The organism is Pyxidicoccus fallax, from assembly GCF_012933655.1.
Taxonomy (GTDB): domain Bacteria; phylum Myxococcota; class Myxococcia; order Myxococcales; family Myxococcaceae; genus Myxococcus; species Myxococcus fallax.
This window is the reverse complement of record NZ_JABBJJ010000069.1, coordinates 33213-43472: the sequence shown is the minus strand read 5'-3', so window position 1 is coordinate 43472 and position 10260 is coordinate 33213. Positions and strand designations below refer to the sequence as shown.

The 10260-nt window shown below is 71.7% G+C and carries 9 protein-coding genes; 6 read left to right on the top strand and 3 right to left on the bottom strand.

Translation table 11 applies throughout. The features are described from left to right. A partial coding sequence (locus HG543_RS16865; protein ID WP_169345805.1) for a CHASE2 domain-containing protein occupies positions 1-525 on the bottom strand: 525 nt, incomplete at its 3' end. 402 nt (positions 526-927) lie between these two features. Here HG543_RS16865 and HG543_RS16860 point away from each other — a divergent pair. Then, positions 928-2133, top strand: coding sequence for a hypothetical protein (locus tag HG543_RS16860; RefSeq protein ID WP_169345804.1), 1206 nt, complete (start codon positions 928-930; stop codon positions 2131-2133). Position 2134: 1 nt separating this feature from the next. Beyond that, a complete protein-coding gene (locus HG543_RS16855) occupies positions 2135-2914 on the top strand; it encodes a ferritin-like domain-containing protein (protein ID WP_169345803.1) in 780 nt (259 codons plus the stop codon). A gap of 5 nt (positions 2915-2919) precedes the next feature. Here the strand turns inward: HG543_RS16855 and HG543_RS16850 are convergent, their stop codons facing one another. After that, positions 2920-3483 (bottom strand): DUF924 family protein, encoded by a 564-nt coding sequence (locus HG543_RS16850; protein ID WP_169345802.1) that lies wholly within the window; start codon positions 3481-3483, stop codon positions 2920-2922. A 127-nt stretch (positions 3484-3610) separates the two neighbouring features. Here HG543_RS16850 and HG543_RS16845 point away from each other — a divergent pair, with 127 nt between their 5' ends. The 4 genes from HG543_RS16845 (at position 3611) to HG543_RS16830 (ending at position 8619) form a co-directional block, all read left to right on the top strand. Then, positions 3611-4159 (top strand): TspO/MBR family protein, encoded by a 549-nt coding sequence (locus tag HG543_RS16845; RefSeq protein ID WP_169345801.1) that lies wholly within the window; start codon positions 3611-3613, stop codon positions 4157-4159. Positions 4160-4342: 183 nt separating this feature from the next. After that, positions 4343-4903 carry an RNA polymerase sigma factor gene (locus HG543_RS16840; RefSeq protein ID WP_343073380.1) on the top strand — a complete coding sequence of 187 codons (561 nt, stop codon included), beginning with the start codon at positions 4343-4345 and terminating at the stop codon, positions 4901-4903. Beyond that, entirely contained in the window at positions 4900-7938 is a 3039-nt protein-coding gene (locus HG543_RS16835; RefSeq protein WP_169345799.1) for a CHAT domain-containing protein, read from the top strand. Before HG543_RS16840 ends, HG543_RS16835 begins: the two co-directional genes overlap by 4 nt. Before the next feature lie 96 nt (positions 7939-8034). Then, positions 8035-8619 carry a hypothetical protein gene (locus HG543_RS16830; RefSeq protein ID WP_169345798.1) on the top strand — a complete coding sequence of 195 codons (585 nt, stop codon included), beginning with the start codon at positions 8035-8037 and terminating at the stop codon, positions 8617-8619. 101 nt (positions 8620-8720) lie between these two features. On the opposite strand, the gene HG543_RS16825 is transcribed toward HG543_RS16830, so the two are convergent. After that, positions 8721-10085: an alginate export family protein gene (locus tag HG543_RS16825; RefSeq protein ID WP_169345797.1), complete on the bottom strand. Its 1365-nt coding sequence runs from the start codon at positions 10083-10085 to the stop codon at positions 8721-8723. Between the last annotated feature and the right edge of the window lie 175 nt (positions 10086-10260).

Below are 10260 nucleotides of genomic sequence, written 5' to 3'. Positions count from 1 at the left end.
GCCGGGGGCCGCGGGAGGCGGGGCGCTCCAGTCCACGCGGGGCAGGGACTCGGCCGCCGCGTGCGTGGACACGCCCAGGAAGAAGGGCACGGGTGAGTCCCGCAGCGCCTGCGCGAAGGCCAGGTCCATGGCGGGGTCCGTGGAGCGCTCGTCCATCACCGCGTCGAAGACGATGGCGCGCGCGCCCTCGGCCTCGAGCTGCTCCACCACGCGCGCCCACAGGTTGCGGCTGTACGGCCAGTTGCCGAAGTTGCGCGCGTAGCTGGGGTTGGCGCGGATGGCATCCAGGCTGGGCTGGTCGATGGTCAGCACCACCACCTGGGACGACTTGCCGCGACCGTCCGTGAAGGTGGTGACCATCGTGTCGTAGGCGCCGCGCTCGGCCTCCCCCAGCCAGCCGCCCAGCGAGTCCCCCAGCACCTGACACACGGCGGCCAGCGCCGTGGCCAGCACCGCCACGCCCAGCATCTGCCGCCAGTGGTTGCTCCACCTCGACCGGATGAGTTTCCAGCGCTCCGACGCCACGGCCCCCCTCTTGTGAAGCGTGAGATGCGGCACACTACCGCACTCCCCACCCGGCCCGGCAGACGTGCCTCCCGCGAGCGCCATCCACCACCGGAACCTCCCGTAAAACCACGAATCCCCGCTGCCCCCCCACCAGCCGGGCAGGCGTACCCCGTCGCACGTGCAGACAATCGCCGTTCCCCTCGCGCCACCCGTGGCGGCGGAGCGCTCCGAACGGTCCGAGGCCCGCCCGCCGCCAGTGTCGCGAGAGCAGGCGGACAGACGAGCCGCCGCAACCCCTGGCGACACCCTGGCGGCGGCGCATCCGCGGTTTGCCGGCCTCGGCGTGCGACCGGACCTTAAGCGCCGATGCGGAAGGCAGGGCGCCTTCCTCAGAGATTGCCCCGCGCAAAGGAGTCAGACGTGGCCCTGGATATCTTCCAAGAAAAAGGAGTCCCACTCGACCGGCAGGTCTTCACATGGAAGGACCTCGTCCGACGTCCGTACAGCAAGCTGGATGATGACGCCTTCACCCGCGTGTGCGTCATCTACATGAACGGCATCATGGCGGACGCGCTGCGCACCAAGCACGCCATCGCCCGCATGAACCGCGGCCTGCGCGAGCAGCTCGCCATCGTCCGCCGCATCGAGCAGTTCGAGCAGACGCTCATCAACTGGCTGAACCCGGCCGACCAGACGCCGCTGGAGACCACGCTCGGCTTCGAGCAGGTCGCCATCGAGGTCACGGCCAGCGTCGCCCTGCGCGAGCCGGACCCGTACCTCGCCCAGACGTACCGCTTCGGCCTGCTCGAGGACTTCGACCACCTGTACCGCTACGGGGCGCTCTACGACCGGCTCGAGGGCAAGGACCCCAACAACATCACCCAGTCCTATACGGACATCATCCCGGGCCGCCCCACGTCGGTGGAGCACCGCTACCCGGTGGATGACCTGCGCCGTCCGTACGACAAGCGCACCGCGCACCCGCTCACCAAGATTCACGCGATGAGCATCACCGCGGCGGAGAACCAGACGCACGACTACTACATGACGGTCGGCCCGTTCTTCCCGGACCCGGCGGCGCGCCAGCTCTACGCGGAGATCGCCGCCATCGAGGAGCAGCACACGTCCATGTACGAGTCGCTGCTGGACCCGGACGAGAGCATCCTGGAGAAGCTCGTCCTCCACGAGGCGATGCAGGTCTACAACTTCTACTCGTGCCTGGCGTACGAGAAGAACCCGCGCATCAAGGAGATCTGGCAGCGCTTCACGGACTACGAGCTGGGCCAGCTCCACCACGTGATTCAGCTCTTCCAGGCCGCGGAGGGCCGTGACGCGCGGGAAATCCTGCCCGCCACGCTGCCGGACCCCATCGGCTTCAAGGAGCACCGTGAGTTCGTCCGCAAGACGCTGAACCAGGAGGAGGACCTCGCCTCCAACGGTCCGGACTACGTGCGCATGTCCGAGCTGCCGCGCGACCACCGCTCGTTCGTGTACCGCGACCAGCTCAACTCCGAGGGCTCGCCTTCCGAGACGGTGGCGGCCGGTTACCAATGGACGCCGGGGACGGAGCTCGCCGCGCGCGCGCAGCGCATGGGCTCGGTGCTCGCGGGAAAGAAGGTTCACTGACATGAAGAAGACGACCAGCGACATCGGCATGAACAAGACGGGCATCGGCACCTCGCCCATCGACAGCGCGGACATCACCAAGGCGGCCCAGGAGCGGCAACCCAGCCACCTGGGTGACGACACGCTCATCCTCAAGGTCCGCCAACAGTACGCGCTGGAGTCGGGCGGCGTCGGCAGCGTGCCGCCGCCCTCCAGCCTCAAGGGCGTGGCGAAGACGGCGGTGGACATGCTCAAGGGCTCCAAGCCCACCGTCTTCATCGACAAGCTCGGTGAGCGCGCCGCCTTCGAGCGCACGGGCACCCGGCTCTACCAGGGCGCGCTCGCCAAGTTCGAGGTGCTCGGCAGCTGGGAGGGTGGCCCCACCCGCGAGGGGCTGGAGCGCATCCTCAACGACGAGCTGTCCCACTTCGGCCTGGTGACGGAAGCCCTGGTGAAGCTGGGCGCGGACCCCACGGCGATGACGCCCTGCGCGGACGTCGCGGCGGTGTCGTCCATGGGCCTGCCCGCCGTCGTCAGCGACCCGCGCATGAACCTGCGCGACACGCTGCACGCGCTGCTCGTCGCGGAGCTGACGGACAACGCCGGCTGGGAGATGCTCATCGAGCTGGCGCGCGGCCTGGGCCATGACGAGCTCGCCGACCGCTTCCAGATGGCCCTGGACGCGGAGGCGCAGCACCTGGCCATGGTGCGCGGCTGGCTGTCCGCCGGCGTCACCCTGGAGGCCCGCGCCAACCCGGTGCCCCAGGCCGAGGCCACCAACGCGCCCACGCCGTTGGTGTAGCCCGCTCAGAAGGACGAGCCCGGCTCCTGGAGGAAGCGCTCTTCCTCCGGGGTGGACGGGCGCCCCAGCGCGACGTTGCGGTGGGGGAAGCGGCCGAAGCGCTCGATGACGTCCCGGTGCCGCCGGGCATAGTCGAGCGACTCGAGGCTGTCCGGATGGTACAGCGCGAGCATCTCGAAGAGGGCCACGGCCAGACGCTGGTCGTGTGCCTCCTCGCTGTGCTCGAAGGGCAGGTACATGAACCACCGCCACACGGGCGGCAGCGTCACGTCCAGCCCCCGCGCCAGCGCGTGACGCGCCACCTCGCGCGCGAGCGCGTCCGTGGCGAAGGCCCTGGGCGTGCCCCGGAAGAGGTTGCGCGGAATCTGGTCCAACAGCAGCAGCAGCGCCACGCAGCTTCGCGGCTCGTCGCGCCAGTCGCGCAGCCGTCCGGCCGCGGCGTCCTCGTGCGCGGCCAGGAAGCGGCGCCGGCACTCCTCGTCGAAGGCCTCGCCGCCCATGAACCACTTCTCCTGGGGCTGGTCGCTGTCGCCGAACCAGAACCCGAGGACTTCCTCCGCGCTCGCCATGACTCGCCTCCGGGGCCGTGTGAGTGAGCTTTCTTCTACCTCGCCGCCGCGTGGACTGGCCGCTGGGCGGAGCAGGCACCACCTTCCAGCGGACAGTGGCGGGGGTGTGGGCCACGGGAGGATTCGCATGGAGACGACGACGCTGGAGCCGACGACGCGGACGGTGCCGGGCCCGGTGAAGCGCACGGCGCTCAACCCCACGCTGCGCACCGAGTCCGTGGTGGCGCTGGGCACCTTCGGCGCGCTCACCCTGGGCGCGGCGACGCTGGGCGCGCGGCAGAGCTCCGCGGACCAGCTCTGGTACCGGCGCCTGCGCAAGCCTTCCTTCCAGCCGCCGCCCAAGGTGTTCGGCCCGGTGTGGACGGTGCTGTATGGCCTCATCGCCGTGTCCGGCTGGCGCGTGTGGACGGCCCCCGCCGGACCCGCGCGCTCCAAGGCGCTGGGCTGGTGGGGCGTGCAGCTGGGCCTCAACGCCGCCTGGTCCTGGCTCTTCTTCAACCGGCACCAGCCGCGCCGCGCGCTCGCGGACAACGTGGCCCTGCTGGCCAGCATCGGCGCCTACGTCGCCAGCACCCGGAAGGTGGACCGGCCCGCCGCCTGGCTGGTGGCCCCGTATCTGGCGTGGGTGGGCTTCGCCAACGTGCTCAATGCCGAAATCGTCCGCCGCAACGGCTAACCCCCTGAAAGCAGGGGCGGAATAATCCCCCCGGAAATTCGCCGGGAAGATGGGCGGGGCGGGTCGTTGTGAGGAGCGACCGCCATGAATGCTTTCGCCCTGCAACCATCCTCCCTGTTCACCAGCTCCCTGCGGACGGGGAGCTTGACGGGCCAGGACCGGCCGGGTCAGCCTGCACCCCGAGTGGAAAGCAGGCCCCTTTCAACCCCCCCGACCCTGGACAGCCGGTGGTTCGCGGCGTTCGCCCGGGAGCACGAGGCGGCGCTGCATGCCACCGCGATGCGCCTGTGCGGCAACGCCACGGACGCGAGAGACCTCGTCCAGGACACCTTCGAGCGCGGTCTTCGCAACCTGGCCCGGTACAAGCCCGGGACGGACGGGCGCGCGTGGCTCCTCACCATCCTCCACCACCTGTTCATCGACCGGTGCCGCTCGCGCACGCGGGAGCGCCGCGCGGACGTGTCCGCCGAGGACGTGGAGGAGCGCATCGCCGCGCCCGAGGTCGAGGCCGCTCCCGCGTGGGCGTCCATCAGCCCCGAGCAGCTGCGCGAGGCGCTGGAGAAGATTCCCGAGGAGTTCCGCACGGTGTACCGGATGCACTCGCTGGAGGGCCGCTCGTACATCGAAATCGCGGAGAAGCTGGGCATCCCCAAGGCCACGGTGGGCACGCGCCTCATCCGCGCGCGCCGCCGGCTGAAGGAGCTGCTCATGCCCCAGCCCCCGGGTGAGGCGGAGGGCACATGAGCGCGCCCGACCCCATGGACCTGCACGACCAGGTACAGGCCTTCGCCGACGGCGAGCTGTCCCAGGAAGAGGCGGACACCTTCCGCGAGCACCTCGCCACGTGCGCGCAGTGCCAGGCGGACCTGGACGACATCCTCCAGCTCCAGGCGCTCTCGGGGCGGCTGGTGGACCTGGAGGCCAAGGAGGCCGCCGACGCGTCCGAGACGCCCGTCGCGGCTCCGCCCATTCCGCTGGCGCCGGCGCGGCGCGCGCATGTGCCGGAGCCGGGCCGTGACGCCGATGGCTCGCGCTCCTTTCGTCCGGCCTGGAGTCAGCGGCGTGGCCGGGTGGCCGCCGCCGTGCTGGCGGGCGCGCTCGCGGCTGTGTTCGCGCTGGTGGCCATCCGCGCTCCCGTTGGGGTGTCGGACTCCGGTTCGGAAGCCCTGGCCCTGGCGCCCACGCGCTCGCTGGAAGCGCGGCTGAGCTGGTCCGGCGCCAGCGCGCACCGGCCGTACGGCGTGCTGCGCTCGGGCGAGGAGCGCCCGAAGGAGCTGGTGCCGCTGAAGGAGCTGGCGAAGCTGGAGGAGGCGGGGGACCTCCACGGGCTGGCCACCGGGCACCTGCTGCGCGGCGAGCGCGAGCAGGCCGCGGAGTACCTCCAGCGCGCGCCGTCCACGCCGGACGTGGACAGCGACCGCGCGGTGGTGGCGCTGGCGAAGGGCGAGCTGGAGTCGGCCCTCATCCTGCTGGACGGCGTGCTGGAGAAGGCCCCCCAGCACCCGCAGGCCCTGTGGAACCGGGCGCTGGTGCTGCGCGAGCTGGGCCTGGACGCGCTGGCGGCCGAGGCCTTCGACACGGTGTCCTCCCTGCGCGAGCCGGGCTGGGCCGAGGAGGCGAAGGAGCGCGCCGCGGCCCTGCGCCGTGGGCTGGACGGCCGGCGTGGCACGTGGGACGAGGCGCAGAAGGCGGGCAAGGCGCTGGCGCTGCAGGGCACGCCCTTCCCGGACGCGCTGGCGCGCGCGGTGCCGGGCTCGGCGCGCAAGTGGCACAACCTCGCCGTGTGGGCGGCGCCGGACGCCGAGCGCGTGAAGGCGCTCCTGCCGCTGGCGCGCCTGTTGGACGCGCACTACGGCGGGGACACGCTGGAGCGCTACACCACCCGCGTGGCCGGCCTGGACTTCAAGCGCCGCGCGCCGCTGGCCGCGCGCTTCCGTCAGGTGCTGGAGGGCACCTTCGACGCCTCGGGCCTGGACGCGTACGTGCGCGAGCTGGAGGGCTCGGAGAACCAGGACCTGCTGCTGGGCGTGCTGCCCCTGATGGGCGTGCACCCCACGCGTCTGGACACCTACGAGAAGGCCGCGAAGGCGCTGGGCGACCCGTGGGTGCTGCTCAACTCGGAGCGCGAGCGCGCGCTGAGCGAGTACCGGAGCGGCGACCTGGCCGGCGCCGAGGCGCGGCTGTTGCGCGCGGTGGCCGAGTGCAACCGCGTGAAGGCGGACGTGCGCTGCGGGCAGCTCGAGCACCTGCTGGCGCACATCTACAAGGACGAGCACCGGCTGGTGGAGTCGCGCGAGCACGTGCTGGCCGGCTTCCAGTGGGCGCAGCGCACGCAGGAGTGGGAGCTACAGACGGACCTGCTGCGGGTGATGGGCGACCTGGCGCGCTTCCGCAACGCCTTCGCGCTGACGCGGGCGTACCTGGGCGAGCAGGCACTGAGGGACAGGAGCTGCGAGGCCGGGCACCACGTGCACGAGAGCCTGGCGGCCATGCACATCTTCGCCCTGCGTCCGGACGCCGCGCGCGCCGAGCTGGCGAAGGTGCCCACGTGCGAGGTGCCCTTCTTCCTCAACGGCGCCTACGTGCTGGCGGACCTCGCCCGCCTGGCGCCGCGCCCGGATGACGTGGAGCGCGTGCGCGACGGCCTGCGCAAGCTGCGGGAGGGCGGCTGGCTGCGCCCCGGCGAGCAGGTGCTGGCCACGCACATCGAGGGCCGTGCCGTCCTCACGAAGGACCGCGAGGCGGGCCACGCGCTCTTGCGCAAAGCCATCGCCGACGGGGCGCGGCTGGGCGCCGAGGACCCGGTGGCCGTCAAGGCCCGCGCGTACAGCTACTCGTCGCTCATCCAGGACGCCGGCTTCGCCAACGACTGGGCCGGGACGCTGGCCCTCTTCGCCGAGGAGCTGGGCACCCGCGAGCCCGGGCGCTGCGAGCTGGGCGTGGAGGTGCACGACGAGCGCACCGTGGTGGCCGCGCGCGGGCCCGCGGGTGAGCTCCTCGGCCACGCCGACGCGAGCCGCCGCTCGCCGGACTTCGACGTGGCGACGCTGGTGCCGCCCCAGGTGGTCTCCGCCCTGAAGCCCTGCGAGCACGTGCGCGTGTTCGCCCGCTATCCCGTGCATGGACAGGCGGGGCTGCTGCCGGCGGACCTAGCGTGGAGCTACCAGACGGGCGCGAAGCCCGTGGCTCCGGCGGCCGCATCCGCGCCGCGGCCCCTCGTCGTGTACGACGTGGAGGCGCCGGCCTCACTGAACCTGCCCCGGCTGCGCAGCTGGGAGCTGTCCGGGGGTCCTTCCGCGCGCCGGGTGGAGCTGACGGGCGCCGCCGCCACGCCGTCGCGGCTGCTGGCGGAATTGGCCGAGGCCACCGAGGTGGAAATCCACGCGCACGGCCTGGTGAACCTGGGTGTGTCGGACGCGTCGCTGCTGGTGATGGCGCCGGAGGCGGATGGCCGCTACGCGCTCACCGCCGGTGAGGTGCGCAGGCAGAAGTTCAAGGGCGCGCCGGTGGTACTGCTCGGCGCCTGCCAGGCCGCGAGGACCGCGCCCTACCTCCACGCGCCGTGGAGCCTCCCCGTCGCCTTCGCCGAGGCGGGCGCGCGCGCCGTCATCGCCTCGCCCATCGACATCCCGGACGCCGAGGCCGGACCCTTCTTCGCGCGGGTGATGGAACGCATCCGCGCCGGCACCCCCGCCGCCGTCGCGCTCCGGGATGAGCGCCTGCGCGTGCTGTCCGCACGACCAGAAAGCTGGGTGAAGACCGTAGTGGTCTTCGAGTAGCCCCGCTCCAGCACCCCTCAGTCCGAAGTCCACGTCACCCGGCCCCGAAAAGGGCCGGGAACGCCCGAAGTGTCACCTACACACCGAGGTCACATCATGAAGGCCCTTGTCCGCTCGCTGCTCTTCGTCTCCGCCCTGTCCTCCGCCGCGTGCAACGTCACTCCCGAGGAGGCCGCCGCCATGGAGGCCGAGGCGCTCGCCACGCAGGAGCAGGCGGCCACCACCAACATCTACAACTACTGCCCCAACACCATCCCCGGACCGCCGGCGCTGCCCACCACCGCGCCCGTCCCGCTGTCCAGCCTCCCCACGACGCGGCCGCTGTACCCGCCCAACGCGGGCCTGATGAGCGCGTACACCGTCATCGTCGCCGACCCGAGCGACACCAACCGGTTCATCGCGTTCGGCTTCGACGTCGTGGGCCACCGGACGCAGTTCTACGTGTCCGGCGACCTGCGGACGGGCGAGCTGCGCCGGCTGAACGTCCAGATCGCCAACGACATCGAGGTCATCGAGCAGACCAGCGGTTACGACCCGGGCTTCTCGTGGGGCTCCAGCAGCCAGGTGGGCGGCCCCATCATCCCCCGGCCCACGGTGCACGAGGGCGCGTGGAAGACGGCCTTCAACAACCGCTACCAGCTCAATGAGATCATGATGCGGCCGACCACCCCGGTGCCGTGATTCAGACGTGACGTCCGTCATCCTGCCCCCCGCCGTCAGGCAGCGTGGGCCCGCGGCGGGGCGGGGGCGGGTCGCGAAGCGGACCGCTGGCGGGAGTCGGGTCAGAAGCGCAGCGACACCTCGGCCTGGAGGAAGTCGACGTCGCGCGAGGAGCCCGTCTGCCGGAGGAAGGTGCCGGCGAAGAAGCGTGACGCGGTGGCGTACACGTTCATGTGCCGGCCCAGCGTCCAGTCGGCCACGAAGTTCACCTGATGCCCCACCCAGCGGCTGCTGCTCCCGGCGGGTGGTCTCACCAGTGCGCCGCTCGGACCGTAGAGGCCATCCTCCACACGCTGCCGCCAGAAGCCGGTCCACTCCGCCGACAGCACGAGTGAGGCGCTGGGGTGCAGGCGCAACACGGGGTGGAGGTCCATGAAGTTGTAGGGCCCCAGCAGGGCAATCTCCCCGAAGTAGCTGCCGCGCGGGAAGAGCGGATTGAAGGTCCCGAGCGACGGGTCCTCCGCGTCCGGGTCCCCGGAGGCGATGTCCGCCATCACCCCGAGTCTCGGGGACAGCGGCGAGTGCTCGAAGGTGAAGCCGGTGTCGCTCGCCACCGTCCAGGCGAAGAGGGGGGCTCCGGAGAAGCGGCCCACCTGCACCACGGCTTCGAGGTTGTAGTCCCATGGCCTGCTCCTCCCCCACCACCGGGTGCCGAAGGAGTGGCGCTGCTCGCGGCCCTCGCCCTGCGCGTAGCGGGCCTCGCTGTTGGTGCGGCCGAGGTAGTAGAGGTCCACGCTCCCGCCCGAGAGGACGGGCAGGGGATGCACCGCGTACAGGCCCCAGAAGCCCTGGGTGCGCAGCCGGCCGTCATCGAAGACGCCGGGGTTGGTGGCCACGGGCCGCACGGCGAAGGCGGACAGGTCCCACCGGTGGGCTCGCAGTCGCGTGTGCACCCCATCGAAGGAGAGGCGCACGTTGGGGCCCTCGCGCACGGACACGAGGCGAGCCGAGCCGAATTGCAGCTCCTGGCGCCCCAGCCGCACCTGGAGCACCTCGTCCTCGCGCTCCCAGGGGCGTGCCTCCACGAAGGCCTGGTGCACATCCAGCCGGTCCTCGTCCGTGGGGCCAGGGCCTCCGTAGCGTCCAATCGTCCATCCGCTCTTGAGTTGGAGGAAGACCCGGGCCCGGTCCCACAGCCACACATCCCCGTGCAGCATGTAGCGCTGGAGCCAGGCGGTGTCCGTGGCGGGTATCTCGGCCCACTCGGGATGGCGGTAGTACTCCACCCGCTGGCGCAGGTCGCCCCCCAGCGAAAGGAACACGGAGCCCTCCTCGTCGAGCGGGAGGTACTTCAGCCCATCGAGCGGCGCGCGAGGCGCATCCGGGGCGCGAAGGTAGCGGTAGTCCTCCTCCGCGCGGAGCATCTTGAAGGGGGGCGGCGAGGGGGCCTGTGCCCCAGCGCGCCCGCCCACGAGCAGCGCGAGCACGGTCCATCCGAGAGAGGGCAGGCAGCGCATTCGGCCGGGGAGAGAGGGTGAGGCACCGTCTTATCGTCCCCGTGGCAGGGCGTGTCGCGCTTCGACGCTCCCGTGTCCACGAGCGCACGAGCGACTGGCATCGCCGGCTCATTTCCCACGCGGTGGGGCGCGGCTAGACCTCCCC